Here is a 15,799-nt window from a genome sequence, read left to right as displayed (position 1 = left end):
AAGGAACAATTTCCATCCTTTTCCCATTCTGACCGTCTGGATTCAGGAAAGTTCCCGAGATTGTTACAAAAGTTCGAGAGGGGGGAGGGGATCAGCAAGACTCAAGCTGACCCATTAAGCCCGTATTTCCCCCATCTTGTCCTCCCGTCTTGTTCCCCCCTTACTCAGGGGGGCTAGGGGGGATAAGTCCAGATAGCACCGACTAATCTTGAGTTTCATACTGGGTGGCATGGGATTGTAACAAGTTGCTGACTTGCTTCAACACATCTCCCGAGGAGGTTTTAGCCACAGGAGTCCGTTCGGGGTAAAATTCCGGTTGTTCTAAACTGCGGGAGATTGCATCACTAATCTGTTGATTAATCAACTCCTGTAACTCTTCCTTCGCCTTTTGCCTCTGATAACTCGCCCCTTCTTCCGTTGTGGCATACAAAGGCGGTAAACGGTTTAAGGTATAGGCCGCAATATCCCCCACATCCAAAACCTTATCTGTGGTAGCCTCAATTTCTGCCACTCTAGCAATCGCTTCACTGAGAACCAATTCCTCCATCACGTTAATAAACTGCTTCCGGGGAACCGCAACGACTTCCCCGGTGAGGAGGGCTCCCATCAGTCGGTCCAGCGCCATATACTCCTCAATGGACAGTTCCGAAGCCGTATCACAGATGCGCCCTACTTCCGCTTCCATCGTCGGTGTCAGATAACCGTCTCGTAGCGCCTGTTCCACAATTTTTTCGATGCTACTCATTGCTTCTTTGAAAAATTACGTTGTGCGGGATTCCAATGTATTTTCATCATCTCTTATCTTGGGAGGAAACGCTAGTGACTCTTGGCTTAGGCAACGCCGCTATTTTTCCCCCGCCGAAGCAGAACCTATCCCACAGGTTTATGATACGCGATCGCCTGTCGCCAGATAATCGTTAGTTGCTCCGATGCGTCTTGTAGACAGATACATTGGGCATCTTGCCAGACCATCTTTCCCGTGATCACATCCCCCGTCATTAACTTAAACTCAACCTCTACCTTTTCACGGTTAAAATTTTGGAGTTGTCTTGTACTCGGTAATCCAGTGTCAAAGTCAGTCATAATTTAAACCTGTAGCTTAACGAGATTTAATTCAAATTAGCCTATTCTGTTTGTAGCCCGTTCACTCACCCCAGAAAGATCATGGAAATCGCCTTTACTAAGTACCACGGCCTCGGTAACGATTTTATCTTAATTGATAATCGTCAAAGTCCAGACCCTTTAATTCGTCCAGAAGAAGCGGTTAACTTGTGCGATCGCAATTTTGGCATTGGAGCCGACGGCGTGATCTTTGCCCTCCCCGGTCAAAACGGCAGCGACTACACCATGAGAATCTTTAACTCCGATGGGTCAGAACCCGAAATGTGTGGCAATGGGATTCGCTGTTTCGCCCACTTCATCGCCGAATTAACAGGCAATACCACCCCTAACCAAACCTTCGTTATCCACACCCTAGCAGGCTTAATCACCCCCCAACTTACCCCAGAAGGTCAAATCAAGGTAGATATGGGCATTCCCAAGGTCACAGCCGCCCAAATCCCCACCACCCTCAACGCCGCCGACCAAAAGGTAATCAATATTCCCCTCAACGTGGCCGGACAAACTTGGGCTGTCACCTGTGTGAACATGGGCAATCCCCACTGTATTACATTCGTAGACGACGTGGAGCATATCCCCCTCGCCACCCTCGGCCCTCAATTTGAGCATCATTCTGTCTTTCCCCAACGCACCAACACCGAATTTATTCAAGTCGTCGCCCCCAACTATCTAAAAATGCGCGTCTGGGAGCGAGGAGCCGGGGCTACCTTGGCCTGTGGGACAGGGGCCTGTGCTTCGGTGGTGGCGGGTGTGTTAACAGGTCACAGCGAGGCCACTTGTACGGTAGAATTGCCCGGTGGTTGTTTAACCATTGAATGGGATCAAAGTAGTCAACGGATTTATATGACTGGCCCCGCTCAAAAAGTGTTTACGGGACAAGTCCTGCTCAATCGTTAAGTTGCCCTTGATTCCCTCTAATGAGACAAGACCCTTGGCTAGCCATTAATCTGTCCCTATTCTTCCCCGGAATAGGACAGTGGTATGCCCGCAAATGGTTAAAAGGAGGGATTTGGGTCTTGGCACAAGTGGGGCTAATTGCCTTTTCCGCTTGGTCGATTTTTGCCCCCTATGGCAACACCGTTTTAGGCTTAAGTTGTTTCTTCTTAATTGCCGGGGTGTACATCGGTAATCTGTTTGACGCTTACTATAGCGTTGAGAGTGACACCACTGGGGAGAAAATCCCCCGTCGGGTGAAAAACCCTTGGTTTGCGGTGTTTTTATCGCGTGTTTTGCCCGGTGTAGGGCAATTTTACGGGGATAAGGTGGGCTGGGGGGCGTTTTTTCTGGGGGCGTTTCTCCTGTTGTCGATTTTTGATCAGGTTTTTCCCTCCCTGTTGATTATCTCACCCTTGATTAGTGCGATCGCCGCCTATCATGCCTATCAAGCCTTCCCCCGAGCCAAAACCACCCCCCAAGGTCGCCGCTGGGTCGCCATCTTAGCCGGAGTCTTATTCAGTTTAGAATTATTGGGCAATTACTTCCCCCTCTGGCTCAATCAACAGGTGGAAATGTTCGTAATTCCCAGTGGGTCAATGCAGCCCACCCTTCAGGTCAACGACCGGATTTTAGTGCGCAAATCGAAGAATTATCAGCCCCAAGTGGGGGATATTATTGTCTTTGAAGCCCCGGATTTCGTCAAAGCAATGGATCCCCTCAGTCATCCCGACGATACAGTATATTATGTGAAACGAGTCATGGGGACTCCGGGGCAACGGATTGAAGTCTTAAATGGGGTAGTTTATATCAATAATCAAGCCATCGCTGAACGTTATGTCACTGCTCCGGCTAACTATAACATCGCCGCCCAGCGCGTGCCAGAGGATAAATACTGGGTTTTAGGCGATCGCCGCAATGACAGTTTTGACTCCCATGTATGGGGCTTTCTCCCCGCCGATCTCGTCATTGGACAAGCCTATAAAATTGTCTTCCCCCCCGGTCGTATTCAACCGTTATAACTCTTTAATTGAGGTCTGCTGAATATCCTTCTAAGCACTGTTACTAGGGTTTTCGATTGGGAGCGAGAAAGTGCAAGGTTTTAGGGATAAAGAATCAAAAAGGCTTGCCTTTTTCCGACTCCCCCTTCCTGTTCCCTCGCGGAGCAGAGTTATTCAGCAAGCCCTAGGTGTGATCATCATATCGTGACTCCAACTCAGCCACCGAGAGAATTAAAGTCTCCTCAATTTCCTGAATCACATCAGGACTAATTTTCTTGTTACTATACAAACAAGAAACTAACAACTTGTTCGCCTCATAATACTGCTTTAACAACTCCTGCTGTGCTTTACTAAACTGCCAATCATAGCCAATATTCCGAGACTCAATAATCACTAACCTTAAGTTTCTCGTCCAGATTTTATTATTCGCTTGCCACCATTTCTGATACTTACTGCGGTCTTGAGTTGCGTCAGGAATTTGTTCCTTAAACCGATTCAATGCAGCCCGTAAATCTGGATCTAATTTCAGTTGACGATCCTGCATAAATGTGATAAACAAACCCAAATCATTGGCAAAAGTTCCTAATAAACAATCCAACACTAAATCAATCAGTAAATCGTAATCTAAATTTCTCAGAGGATACCGTCGGAAAGCTTGATCTAACTTTTCGTCCAGTTCACAAGCTAATGTCCGATCATGTAAAGAAGACCGTAACACTCGATCAACGGCATGGGAAAAGTCTAACGGACGCGCTAATTTAGGTTCAAAAATACGAGCTAAAGCTTGGGAAAAATAAAAAGCCCGAACCGCCGAAGGTTTGTAGGGAACTTTGACTAACAAAGATTTTTGATTGACCCAAGATAAAAAGATTTGAATTTTAGGATCAGTGACTAATAAATAATCAATTTTCTTCTTCAATCGTAGCAACAAATCATTGACATTTTCTAGATGATTGACGGCAAACAATAAATACTCTTGCCATTGAACCTTGATAAAAGGATTAATAACGGCATCGAGATCATCTGCTTTAAAATGGTCTAAAATGAGTTCACTGGTTAAGTATTCCTGAATGCCATGATTGCCAAAAGCCATGATATTAGGCAATTTTTCAATAATCAAACCATGTTGTCCCTCAATACTTTGCAAAACTTGTTGACTTTCTTTTAATAATTCTTGGGGATGGGCAGGAATTTGTAAAACTTCTGTCACATAATTGTAAAGATGCTGACACATTACATCATACTCAACTAATAATTCTTGTTTTTGAAAAATCAAAGATGATAAAAGACTCAATAACTTAAGTTTATGAGTTTTGTCAAGGGTTTGATAAATATAACTTTGGAAGCGTGGATAAACCAGATTCCACTGTTCTAAGAAACGATCCAGACCTTGCTCATAAAAATCAAAAGGGCGTTTGGGGAGTTTTTTTAAGTCTTGGAAGATCCAACAAGCAAAGCTAAGAAAAAGGGGAGTATTGAAGAGGGGAACAACCTTCTCATACTTAGGTAAGTCTAACTCCGCTAAAAACTGTTTGAGGATAGTTTGTGGTTTTTCAATATTTTGAGCCGTGAACCAAACATCGGCAAATTTTTGAACTTGGGAACGGTTAAATTCTGCTAATTCTATATATTCAAACGTGGGGAATGTATATTCTGTAATTTGGGTGCGGCAGGTCAGGAGGAAACGATTTTTATAGTATCGTTGTAAGAGAGAACGAATTTGATATTGTAAATGTCTGCGGATGGTTAGAGGAACTTCATCCATGCCATCAATTAGGATGAACAACTGTCCGGCATTGAGTAAATATTCTGTATGTTTATTCTCTTCCGTATCTAAAATTTGTTGAATGGTAGTGCGTAAAAAATTGGGACTTTCTAGGGTTGCGTCAGGAAAATCATGTAAACAGATATAGACAGGAATCCAATGTTCTGGGAATTCTCCTTGAGTGCAGGCGATCGCAACCCGGGATAAAAAAGTGGTTTTCCCCGACCCCGACGGGCCGAGTAAAATTAGACGGGGTGAGGTTTGCACCGCTTGCAATCCCCCTAAACGATCTTGACGTTCTCCGAGGCCTAAACGTTCGACTTCTGCCCGTTGATGGGGGTGGTTAACAAACTCAGTTAAGTCTAGGTAGGTTTCCCGAGAGACACGACTCACCCGATACACATCAAACTCCACCCCGCTAGTGGGGGCTAGTCGGTGATTGAGGAGTGTAATTTGACTATAACGTTCTTTTAGCTTGCCATAGAGGCGTTCCTTTACCGAGTCGGCGATCGCACGCAAAGGAGAATTAACCCGAGGAGGAGCCGCCGGAGGAGGTGGAATCGGTCGCGTCTTTTGGGGCAAACCCGCGATTTCTCGCCACTTCAAACCCAAAGCAATACAAATTTTCTGAAAATCTTGAGACTCAATCGGTTGACCTTCAAAAAAATGATGAATCGTCGTTTGAGAAATAAAGTAAGGGGCAGACTCCAAATTTCTCATGATCTGATTCGCAGAAGCCAACCACGCTAACTTCGCCTGTTTAATGCCATCTGGCGTTGCTTTGAGCAATTGCTTTGCGGGTTGTGCCATGTCAGCGCTCAAAAAAGATTTCATAACTTCCGTTCAATGGCACTGCATTAAACGACCACTGCCAATAAATTGTACAAGTTCCATCCTACTCTGGAACAAACGGGAACAATCAATAATGAATTATCAATAATTAATTATCAATTATCAGGTTCGGCGGAGAATAGACTCCATCAATGATTAATCCTCCATGACCAAAAAACCCGATTCAGTCTTGCACAGTGATCCCATTCGCAAGGGTGAAAAAGTCCCCTCTTCTCTAGGGTGTATTCACTCACCCATGCTTATCCATCATTGTAGGCTGATGAAATTATCCCCCATTATTCCAACAATCCCACTTTACGGGGTGTGGGGTGTGAGGTCGTGGATTGTCCAATAGACTTACTCTTCCCTTAACCCACGAAAGATGTAGAGAATTCCCATTAGCTGTGACATCCTCCCGACACCGACCCTAGGGGTACGGTGCGGGCTTCCCCATATCACTATGAGGCTTTCCTGCTTCTACGGGAGGCTCTAGATGTCTTTTTAGGGACATCCCCGTTCGCGTTCACTTCGTGACGCTTCGCGAACGCAAAGCGTTGCGTAGCAAAGCGTCACGAAGTGAACATGCACTCGTTGAGACAAGTCTTTCTTACCAGTCACTACACCACAATTCGGACAAATTTGGCTAGTGAAATTAGCATCAACTTTCTCGAAATAAACATCTCGCTTCCAGGCCACGTGCTTTAATACCTCTAGAAAACCCCCAAAACCAGCATCAAGGGTATGCTTGCACAACATCCCCCTAGACATGGCTTTGACGTTCAAATCTTCGGCAAAAATGATATTAGCTTGGTCACAAAGATGATGAGCGACTTGATAATGAAAGTTCTTGCGAGTGTTGTAAATATGTTCATGAAGTTTAGCTACTTTTTCCCGGGCTTTATGCCAGTTTTTTGACCCTTTCTGTTTCTTTGATAATCTTCTTTGTAGCCATTTAAGCTGACTTTGAAGTTCCAAGAAAAACTTAGGTCTAGCCATTAATTCCCCCTGAGATGTTGCCATAAACTTCTCCAGTCCCAAATCAATCCCTAGAGATTTTCCTTTGCTACGCAACGCTTCGCGAACGCGAACAGCCAAGGCATAATTATATACCCCTCGACAGATTTCTAGCCAGTCAAGTAATTCTTGTTCTTGACTGGCATCTGGATAAATTCTGTAGCAATAGTTGAGGTTTAACACGAATAGTCGCTTATTGACCTGAAACTATTATACAATATCTAGGGATAAATCGTCAATCCCTAGTAAATAATTATTGGTTAATTTTCGGGGCATCGAACCCCTCAATTAACTGTCTTTCATCCCGACACTGACATTCGTGATGAAAACAGTGCGGGGCTTCCCGACGATGAGCTAAAATGGGGTGAATCATCCTCCATGATTTGAGAGTCCCCATGATCTTAAAAAACCCCTTTGCTACCCGTTCGGATCGATGGCAACCGATTATTCAAGCCTTTACGAAAGCCTTGGGCGCGCAAAATGTCATCCGGCGTAAAGATGAACTCCTGACCTACGAATGTGACGGACTCGCGGCCTATCGTCAACGTCCTGCTTTAGTCGTCCTACCCCGCACCACTGAAGAAGTAGCCCAAGCCGTCAAGATTTGTCGAGAGTACCAACTGCCTTGGGTGGCACGGGGGGCCGGAACCGGACTGTCTGGGGGAGCCTTACCTGTGGAGAATGGGGTGTTAATCGTCACCGCTAAGATGAAGCGCATCCTCAAGGTAGATTTAGCCAATCAGCGCGTCGTCGTGCAGCCCGGAGTGATTAATAACTGGGTGACACAGGCTGTAAGTGGGGCGGGTTTCTATTATGCCCCAGACCCTTCAAGTCAGATTATCTGTTCCATTGGGGGCAATATTGCCGAAAATTCTGGGGGGGTTCACTGCCTGAAATATGGGGTAACAACAAATCACGTCTTGGGCTTAAAAATTGTCACCCCAGAGGGCGAAATTCTCGACCTGGGGGGCCTTGTGCCTGAAATGCCGGGGTATGACCTGACCGGGCTATTTGTGGGGTCTGAGGGGACGCTGGGCATCGCTACGGAGATCACCCTACGCATCCTCAAGACTCCCGAGGCTGTTTGTGTCCTGTTGGCGGATTTTGAGAGTATCGAAGCGGCCGGGGGGGCGGTGGCGGATATTATTAGCGCGGGGATTATTCCGGCTGGGATGGAAATGATGGACAATCTCAGCATTAATGCGGTGGAGGATGTGGTAGCCACGGGCTGTTATCCTCGGGATGCCGGGGCGATTTTGTTGGTAGAGTTGGATGGTTTGGAGGTGGAGGTTTCGGGGAATAAGCAGCGTGTGGCGGAGTTATGTCGCCAAAATGGGGCGCGTCAGATTACCTCAGCTTCTGATGGGGAAACTCGTTTGAAGCTGTGGAAGGGGCGCAAGGCGGCGTTTGCGGCGGCGGGCAAAATCAGTCCGAATTATTTTGTTCAGGATGGGGTAATTCCTCGGACAAAGTTGGTGCAGGTGTTGGGGGAAATTGAGGCGTTAAGTCGTGAGTCGGGTTTTGCGATCGCCAATGTCTTCCACGCTGGAGATGGCAACCTACACCCCCTCATCTTATATGATCAAGCAGTGCCGGGGGCTTTTGAAAAAGTCGAAAAGGTCGGGGAGGAAATTTTGCGGCTGTGTGTGGAAGCGGGGGGCAGTTTATCGGGAGAACATGGCATCGGCGCCGATAAAAATTGCTCTATGCCTCGGATGTTTAACGAGGTGGATTTAGAAACCATGCAGTATGTGCGGGCGGTGTTTAATCCCGACGGATTAGCCAATCCGGGCAAATTATTCCCTACCCCTCGCACTTGTGGAGAGGCCGCCAATCAACGACCTCAAGGAGAATTTAAAGGGGCTTCTGTTTTCTAGTTGAGAAGGTCTATTTTGGGGAGTTGGGAATAGGGAGTCGGGAGTCAGGAATCGGTGTAGGGGCGCAATGCTTGCGCCCTAGGGAATCGGGAAAAGGCAATAGTCAAGAGTTTTGGCTATTCACTAGCCACTATTCCCCTGTTCCCCTGCCCCCCTGCCCCCCTGCTCCCCTGCTCCCCTGTTCCCCTGTTCCCCTGTTCCCCGTTCCCTAATCAAACTATGAGCAATACAACCAGCATTTACGAGAAAATCCGTCAATTTTATGACCAATCCAGTGGCCTCTGGGAGCAAGTCTGGGGCGAACATATGCACCACGGCTATTATGGACGCTCCGGCACCTATAAAGTCAACCGTCGTCAAGCACAAATTGATCTGATTGAGGAGTTACTCTATTGGGGTCAAGTCCAGTCCCCCCAACGGATTTTAGATGTGGGCTGTGGGATTGGCGGCAGTACCTTGTATTTAGCCCAAAAGTATAATACCGAGGCGTTGGGAATTACGCTGAGTCCCATTCAGGCGGCGAGAGCCAAGGAAAGAGCCTCAGAGGTCAAATTAGACCAAACGGTATCTTTTCAGGTCGCTAATGCCCTAGAAATGCCCTTTCCTGATGATTCTTTTGACCTGGTGTGGTCTTTGGAAAGTGGGGAACATATGCCCGACAAAGCCGAATTTTTCCGCCAATGTTATCGGGTGCTGAAACCGGGGGGATTGTTCCTCTGTGCGACTTGGTGCCATCGTCCGACCCATTCCTTAGCGGGGGAGTTGACAGTAGGGGAACAGCAGCATTTAGATGGGATTTATCGGGTGTATTGTTTACCCTATGTTTTGTCCTTGCCCGATTATGAGGCGATCGCACAAAATTGTGGTTTCCGGGAGATCCACAGCGATGACTGGTCTACAGCCGTCGCCCCCTTCTGGGATATTGTCATTGACTCCGCCTTAAACCCCAAAGTGTTGGCCGATTTATTCGCTTCCGGTTGGTCTACAGTAGAAGCCGCTTTAGCATTACCCTTGATGAGTCAAGGCTATAAGCGCGGTTTAGTGCGATTTGGTGTTTTATCGGGTCGGAAATAAGCCTCAAACGCTTATTGTCATTTGGGTTGCGCCGTCGCTCCACTCCACAAGGGAGCAGGGGGGCAGGGGAACAGGGGAATAGTGGCTAGTGAATAGCCAAAACTCTTTTATTTTAGGGAACAGGGAACAGGGGGGAGAGTTCCCGGACTCCCGATTCCCAATTCCCGACTCCCGATTCCCGACACCCGGACTTATTCAGCAAGCCCTAACTAATACCGATCTCCCGGACAAAACTGTTTCCCCCCAGACTCAATACAGTCTGGCGTGAGTTGGCGGACAATAGTTCTCTGAAACTCACGGGCTTTGGTATCCGTGAAATTGGGGATTTCATAGTGAATGCTGTCTCCATCGACATCTGGGCGGTCTAACGTTACCCAAGCCTCTTCTTCCCGACCGAAACGATCCATAATAGACCGGGCTTCGGGGCAACTAATAAACACCTGCCCCATAAAGACATCCCCCCCATCGGCTCGATAGTTAAAATACACCCCGCGTGTAGACTGATGATTACAGTAGTAGTCTGCTGTCAGTGCGACCATGGTCGCCAAATGGAGATCATACCAACGTGCAGCCCCACCCCGGATAGAGCTTGAGGTGTCGGACTGAGGAACGGTTAAGGTGAGGGTGCGGTGATTAAAGTCTCCGCCCTGACCCGCTACAAGCAAGCTTCCCACGGGGGGACTGCCAGCCGCCCTCACTGCCCCCACGCCTAATTCTTGCTGAATCATTGCGATGGCTTCGCGGGAGTGTTCCATAAGGTCTTGCCATTCGCTGCGATCGCGAATACTGTCCACTTGCCCTTGTGGATTCAGTTCTAGAATGGTTTCTTGGTCATCCAAAAGAATAAAAAACGTGGTTCCCTCGGGCAGAATCTGTTCAAAAGCGTAAAATTCCCCATCATCTCGAAACCAATAGGTTGCTCCTGTTTCACCGGGGACAGAGGAAGAAGCCGATAAAATCCGAGTTCTTCCCCCAACAGTGGTATCCATACAAAGTGAGTACAACACCGCCCCAATATTCCGTTCTGGACGCTCTTCACAGGGACGACTTTTGAGGCGTTGTAACTCTTGGTTAATCGTTGTGGGACTGGAGGCGGAGGAGAGGGCTGAGGGGGCTTGTCCTCGGTTCTGAGAGGGGGCGGCGGCGGATAAGGTGGCCGGATTGGGATTTTCTTCCCCAACTGGTAGAACGTTGTTTTCCGAGGAGGGGGGGGAGACATTAATCGCGATATTCGGCAGTTTTTCACAGGCTCCAAATAGCCCAGAGGTCGCAATGAGGCTCAGGGTCAAGGCGGATTTAAGGCTGGAGAAGATCCAAGGTTGAGACATATTTAAACACTAATTAACGAAATGGTGATGATTGTCGATAAAAAAGAGAGTGGCGCGGTTAGCGCGGGAGTGAGAGGTAGTAGATGATACAACGCCGAACCGCTCAATTCCTAAAACGTTAAGCGACAAATGAGCAAGGAGGCTAAAATTCCCGTTAAATCGGCTAATAAGGCGGCGGGGAGGGTGTGACGAGTGCGCATGACTCCCACACTGCCGAAATATACGGCCATGACGTAAAAGGTGGTTTCGGTGGAACCTTGCATGGTGGAGACGAGATAGGACAGGAAACTATCCGGGTCATTGTTGACGATTTCCGACATTAAGCCAAAGGCTCCCCCACCAGACAGGGGCCGAATTAAGGCCATCGGGAGGGCTTCGGCGGGTAGGGTGATTAAGTTGGTGACAGGGGAAAGGAGGGTAGTCATCAGGTCGAGGGCACCACTGGAGCGAAACATCCCAATGGCCACGAAAATGGCGACGAGGAAGGGGATAATGGTCACGGCAATGTTAAAGCCTTCTTTTGCCCCTTCGGTGACGGCTTCATAGACTTTAACCCCTCGGAAGTACCCTAGGAGCAATAGGCTACAGATAATTATGGGTAATAACCAGTTGGAGATACCTTCCATAAACTGGGTCGTGGTGAGGCCAGGGGTGCCTTCGACGGTGAGGCGGTAGATGATGGCGAGGAAGAAAAGGACGATTAGGCCGCCAAAGATAAACCGTCCCACGAAACCGGGGGGATTGAGGGGTTGAGGGGGGGTGGGGTCAAGTTGGGGGTCTGGGGTGGGATTGGGTTCTGATTCAGGTGGGGGGGTGGGGGGGATGTCTTCGCGGTTGCGTTGGGCGAGGAGTTTGGCGGCAATAATGGCGACGGTGGTAGAACAAATCGTGGCGATGAGGGAGGGGAGGACAATAGAGCCGGGGTTGCTGGCTCCGGCGGAGGCTCGCACGGCGATCGCACTAATGGGTAAAATCGTGACGGAAGAGGTGTTAATCGCCAAAAACAGACACATGGCATTAGTGGCGGTTCCCGGTTCCGGGTTGAGGCGATTCAGTTCCGTCATGGCCTTTAAACCAATGGGAGTGGCGGCATTGCCTAACCCTAACGCATTGGCGGCCATGTTTAAAATCATGGCGGACATGGCCGGATGGTCGGGGGGGACTTCTGGGAAAAGGCGCAACATCAGGGGACGAATGAGACGGGCAATCACTTCCATCAGTCCGGCTACTTCAATCACCCGGATAATGCCCAACCACAGGGCAAGGGCACCGATTAAACCAATGGCCAAGGTAACGGCATTGGCGGCGGATTCAAAGACGGCCTCGCTGAGTTCCGACATGGTGCCATTGAGGGCAGCCACACAGGTGGAGGCGAGAATCATAAACAGCCAAATGCCGTTTAAGGGGGAGTCAGATTTTTTCACAGATTATCGGGGTCAATGAACAAGGTTAATCCTGAATTTAACAAAAATGTTGCGGAATTCCCCTCCCTTGCAGGGACCCGATGGACTTGACCACTAACTCCCAAAGCGAAAACCAAGCTAAAAAGGGCTGTGTTGCAAGAGAAAATTTGGGTCTTAGGAACTAGGACTTCTGCCTGGGGAGGGAAGATAAGACTCGCTATATTTCGGTATAGAAAGCACTTCCCATTGAATCAGGAAGCCCCATCCTCGCGCCTCGGCAGGGTGGGGTAGTTCACGCATCAATGACTGTCAATGTGTATAAAAACCTGAGCCAAAGGGTTCAGGTCTTTATACACAATCATGATTATTTGTCAAGGATTCAAGCTGATTGATCCTGATCAGGATTAACTGCCCTGTTGAAAGACTTTCTCTTGAGCGAGTTTGTCCAGTTGAACCGCTTTTAAGAGGGTTTGCCAATCGGTTTGGACTTCGGGGGAGGGGGATTGTTGATAGAGTTGGGCGAGGGAGGCGATCGCATCATACCAAATCCCAGCCGCCGCCAAGCCCCGCGCTTGCTCATGGAGAGATGAATTATTTAAAGCCCTGCGCAGATTTTGATCGACTGGAACTTTGCGAATCCAGGCCCCTGTTGCCCCCAAAAACTCATTATTGCGGTCGTAGATATAAACCGTCCATTGATAGTCTGTTCCTTCCACTAACGGCTTTTCTCCCGTATCTAAAACCACGGGGAGAATACCGGATCCAGTGGGGGGCGTAATTTCCTGAATCAGGACGACTTCCCCTTGTTTATTGGTGACTTCCAGTTCCATCATCCCTAAAGGACATAGACTATTATCCAAACTCGCCACATGGACTAAGACCGTCGGTTTAGCCTGAGTTGTCACCCCAAAGCGGATGGCTTCCTCTTGAGCAGCAGAAGGGACAGTGGGGACTAAAGGGGTTAACTCCGGTTTCACATTACAACCCCTCGTCCCTCCGGGTTCCGTGCGGCCAGGGGAGCCAATACCTGAAGGGGGTTGATAGTTCGCCCCTTGCCAAATCAACGATTGCGCCAAAACCAAACTCGAAGAGACAGACAGAACAAAAGTTCCACTCAAAAGGGCTAAGGTTTTAATCAGGGGAGATGAGAATTGCATAATGATACTCTCGTGTTAGATCAGGAGAACAGTGGAAACGGTTTAGAGGTTAAAGCTGAAGGTCAAAAGCCAAGGGAAAAAATCCGATTGCCCGCCGCTATGTCTAATCTAAACGCCTTCTGCCTTAGCGCCATCAGGATTAACCATTAAAAGATGCTTGAACATCACCCTGAGATGTGCGGTTTTGATGATTGCTTCTAGAGAACGAAAGTTCTTAGTGGGAACGAAGGATCAAAAGTTCAGATCGAGCATTGTCTGAATTAGGATTTTGCTAAGTTAGAGGACTTAGGGCAAGATCGAAAGCAAGAAAACTACGGTCTTCCCATTTTTATCTTCACCAAGACAGAGCATGATTCCTGATTCATCTACTTCTTTTGTAACTCAACAAGCCTTAAATGGTCGGACGATTCGCCCCATTGCTGCCGCGACAATCTACGGGATTGCCTTTCGGGGCAACAGCTTGTACGCTCTCGATGCCACCAGTGGCTATTTATTAGAAGTGGATCCCTACACGAACAACACTCGCATCCTCAATTCTCACTGTTGGCAAGATTTTGTCGGGGCGACGGGATTGGCGATCGCGGGAGATACCCTCTGGTTTACTAGAAATGAAGATGTGTATTTTTGTTCCCTTCCTACGGAACACAGCACGAACGAGGAAAAATTAACCCCCCATCTTTTCATTAGTTTGTACTATCCGGCCGATGGGATTGGGGTTTTAGGGTCAACCATTTATCTGACCTGTCAGAAATCGGGCTATATCTTGATTTATAGCCGGGAAACTCGCCGGGAAATTACCCGTTTCTATGCCCCGGGGATTGGCATTGAAAATATTACCGTGCGGGGGGAGGAACTTTGGCTCTGTGATGACTTGGAACAAACGGTCTATTGTTTGGACCGAGCGACAGGAGAGGTGAACTTTAGTGTTTTAACGCCCTTTGAGAATCCCACAGGATTGGCCTTTTATCAAGACCCAGAAACCCAGCAGGAAACGCTCTATGTAGCTTATTCCCACAATGAACCCTATTTGCGGGATAATCCCAACGCCCAACCCAACCACGAGTTACAATATCGCGATCGCACCTTCATCCATCCCCTTTACTTTCACTACCAACAAGGCGACCATTACGCCCTTTCTAATGGTTATTTAGTCGAGATGTCCTATGTGGAAGAACTCTCCCCCCTCGACCCCATCGACATCCAAGAGATAGAATGGCGAATCGCCCTCCCCGCCGAAACCCCTCGGCAAAAACTGCGCAAAATTGAACCTGTGGGTTTACCCTTTGAGGAACGGCACGTAGACGGTCAACGGATTGCCGTCTTTAAGTTTGACCATCTCACCTCCGACCAGCGTTATATTTTCGGCTGGAAAGCGACTCTAGAAGTGTGGGGGATTAAGTATCAATTCGACCCCACCGACGGGGAAGATGTGCCAGAATTGCCCCCCGAATATGAAGCCCGTTATTTAATTGACAATGACAATTTAGCGATGGATAAGGAAAATATCCAACGGGCGGCTCGGGATGCGGTCGCGGAAGAAACCAACCTGTTACGCAAAATGTACAATATTCGCAACTATGTTTATGATCGGCTAACCTATGGCATTAAACCCCACATTGACACTCCTGATGTGGCCTTAGCGAGAGGGGTAGGGTCTTGTGGGGAATATTTAGGGGTTTTATTGGCACTGTCGCGGTTAAATGGCATTGCTTGCCGCACCGTAGGCCGTTATAAATGCCCGGCCAAACCCCTAGAGCGTTTTGTCCCCCTTGAACCGGACTTTAACCATGTGTGGATGGAGTTTTATCTACCGGGATTTGGTTGGTTGCCGATGGAATCCAATCCCGATGATATTCATGAGGGGGGGCCTTACCCGACTCGCTTTTTTATGGGGTTAGCCTGGTATCACGCCGAAATGGCCAAGGGCGTTCCCTTTGAAAAGATTTATAGTAAAGATGGTTTACCCATCCCCAAGGAACAGGCCGCCATTGGAGAGTTAGCTATTAATCATGTCTGTTTTACCATTCTGGAGGAGTTATCTCCGGGAAATAGGGAATAGGGAACGGGGAACAGGGGAGAGGGGGAGCAGGGGAGGGGAGCAAGGGAGCAGGGGGGCAGGGGGGCAGGGGAGAGGCAATCTCCCGACTCCCGACTCCCGACTCCCGACTCCCGACTCCCGACTCCCGATTCCCGACTCCCCATTCCCGATTCCCGACTCCCGACTCCCGACTCCCGACTCCCGACTCCCGACTCCCGACTCCCGACTCCCGATTCCCCATTCCCTGTTCCCTGTTCCC

The 15,799-nt window shown here is 48.5% G+C and carries 12 protein-coding genes and 2 pseudogenes; 5 read left to right on the top strand and 9 right to left on the bottom strand.

Features of this window, described 5'->3' with window-relative positions:
- Positions 1 to 202: 202 nt before the first annotated feature.
- Both SPI9445_RS0118125 and SPI9445_RS0118120 read right to left on the bottom strand, forming a co-directional pair.
- Complete coding sequence (locus SPI9445_RS0118125; protein WP_017306190.1) at positions 203 to 745, bottom strand: late competence development ComFB family protein; 543 nt, start codon at positions 743 to 745, stop codon at positions 203 to 205.
- 125 nt (positions 746 to 870) lie between these two features.
- Positions 871 to 1,083 carry an Hfq-related RNA-binding protein gene (locus SPI9445_RS0118120; protein WP_017306189.1) on the bottom strand — a complete coding sequence of 71 codons (213 nt, stop codon included), beginning with the start codon at positions 1,081 to 1,083 and terminating at the stop codon, positions 871 to 873.
- 81 nt (positions 1,084 to 1,164) lie between these two features.
- Here SPI9445_RS0118120 and dapF point away from each other — a divergent pair, with 81 nt between their 5' ends.
- Positions 1,165 to 2,016, top strand: coding sequence for a diaminopimelate epimerase (dapF, locus tag SPI9445_RS0118115; RefSeq protein WP_017306188.1), 852 nt, complete (start codon positions 1,165 to 1,167; stop codon positions 2,014 to 2,016).
- 20 nt (positions 2,017 to 2,036) lie between these two features.
- On the top strand, positions 2,037 to 3,074 hold the full coding sequence (gene lepB / locus SPI9445_RS0118110) for a signal peptidase I (RefSeq protein WP_017306187.1): 1,038 nt from the start codon (positions 2,037 to 2,039) through the stop codon (positions 3,072 to 3,074).
- A 163-nt stretch (positions 3,075 to 3,237) separates the two neighbouring features.
- Here the strand turns inward: lepB and SPI9445_RS0118105 are convergent, their stop codons facing one another.
- The 3 genes and pseudogenes from SPI9445_RS0118105 to SPI9445_RS32290 all read right to left on the bottom strand — a co-directional run.
- Positions 3,238 to 5,652: an NACHT domain-containing protein gene (locus tag SPI9445_RS0118105; RefSeq protein ID WP_017306186.1), complete on the bottom strand. Its 2,415-nt coding sequence runs from the start codon at positions 5,650 to 5,652 to the stop codon at positions 3,238 to 3,240.
- 455 nt (positions 5,653 to 6,107) lie between these two features.
- Positions 6,108 to 6,717: pseudogene (locus SPI9445_RS26045) on the bottom strand (RNA-guided endonuclease InsQ/TnpB family protein); the annotation flags it as partial.
- Positions 6,718 to 6,744: 27 nt separating this feature from the next.
- A pseudogene (locus SPI9445_RS32290) lies at positions 6,745 to 6,846 on the bottom strand (helix-turn-helix domain-containing protein); the annotation flags it as partial.
- 212 nt (positions 6,847 to 7,058) lie between these two features.
- Here SPI9445_RS32290 and glcD point away from each other — a divergent pair.
- A complete protein-coding gene (glcD, locus tag SPI9445_RS0118090; protein ID WP_017306183.1) occupies positions 7,059 to 8,540 on the top strand; it encodes a glycolate oxidase subunit GlcD in 1,482 nt (493 codons plus the stop codon).
- Positions 8,541 to 8,759: 219 nt separating this feature from the next.
- A complete protein-coding gene (locus SPI9445_RS0118080; protein WP_026079914.1) occupies positions 8,760 to 9,614 on the top strand; it encodes a methyltransferase domain-containing protein in 855 nt (284 codons plus the stop codon).
- A 209-nt stretch (positions 9,615 to 9,823) separates the two neighbouring features.
- Here the strand turns inward: SPI9445_RS0118080 and SPI9445_RS0118075 are convergent, their stop codons facing one another.
- From SPI9445_RS0118075 to SPI9445_RS0118065, 3 genes are all read right to left on the bottom strand, one after another.
- Complete coding sequence (locus SPI9445_RS0118075; protein ID WP_017306180.1) at positions 9,824 to 10,942, bottom strand: hypothetical protein; 1,119 nt, start codon at positions 10,940 to 10,942, stop codon at positions 9,824 to 9,826.
- Positions 10,943 to 11,052: 110 nt separating this feature from the next.
- On the bottom strand, positions 11,053 to 12,366 hold the full coding sequence (locus SPI9445_RS0118070; RefSeq protein ID WP_017306179.1) for a nucleoside recognition domain-containing protein: 1,314 nt from the start codon (positions 12,364 to 12,366) through the stop codon (positions 11,053 to 11,055).
- 383 nt (positions 12,367 to 12,749) lie between these two features.
- A complete protein-coding gene (locus tag SPI9445_RS0118065; RefSeq protein ID WP_017306178.1) occupies positions 12,750 to 13,502 on the bottom strand; it encodes a DUF928 domain-containing protein in 753 nt (250 codons plus the stop codon).
- Positions 13,503 to 13,851: 349 nt separating this feature from the next.
- Between SPI9445_RS0118065 and SPI9445_RS0118060 the strand changes: the two genes are divergently transcribed.
- The gene (locus tag SPI9445_RS0118060) at positions 13,852 to 15,561 is read left to right on the top strand and encodes a transglutaminase-like domain-containing protein (protein WP_017306177.1); all 1,710 of its coding nucleotides are present in this window, start codon (positions 13,852 to 13,854) and stop codon (positions 15,559 to 15,561) included.
- On the opposite strand, the gene SPI9445_RS26040 is transcribed toward SPI9445_RS0118060, so the two are convergent.
- Positions 15,521 to 15,781, bottom strand: a complete 261-nt coding sequence (locus SPI9445_RS26040) for a hypothetical protein (RefSeq protein ID WP_017306176.1) — start codon at positions 15,779 to 15,781, stop codon at positions 15,521 to 15,523. The two genes, SPI9445_RS0118060 and SPI9445_RS26040, sit on opposite strands and share 41 nt — an antisense overlap.
- Between the last annotated feature and the right edge of the window lie 18 nt (positions 15,782 to 15,799).

It is taken from the genome of Spirulina subsalsa PCC 9445 (genome assembly GCF_000314005.1).
GTDB lineage: Bacteria > Cyanobacteriota > Cyanobacteriia > Cyanobacteriales > Spirulinaceae > Spirulina_A > Spirulina_A subsalsa.
The sequence above is the reverse complement of the archived record's forward strand: the minus strand, read 5'-3'. Positions and strand labels throughout refer to the sequence as shown.